At 40.3% G+C, this 216-nt stretch carries 1 protein-coding gene; it reads right to left on the bottom strand.

What is annotated here, in order from left to right:
- On the bottom strand, positions 1 to 216 hold a 216-nt coding region (locus ACTRWI_RS22955), incomplete at both ends, for a hypothetical protein (protein ID WP_499133972.1).

Genomic DNA, 216 nt, shown 5'->3' on the forward strand with positions numbered 1-216 from the left:
AGTGTATTTCTTTGCTGAGGATCAGAAACGTCAATCGATAAATCTTCGTAATCCACAAACGTGGGTACTCGAGCACCTATACGTTGCTTTGCGTAATCATCAAAAATGGTATGAGGATGACGAGCGCTATCTCGTCCTGTATTTCTTTCTTCTTGATCACTTTTTCCATCGTTATCATCATCATCATCTAGGCTGTTGATTGTCGTATCTTGATCG

This window comes from Pseudoalteromonas sp. G5_S1_14_S5 (assembly GCF_054968605.1).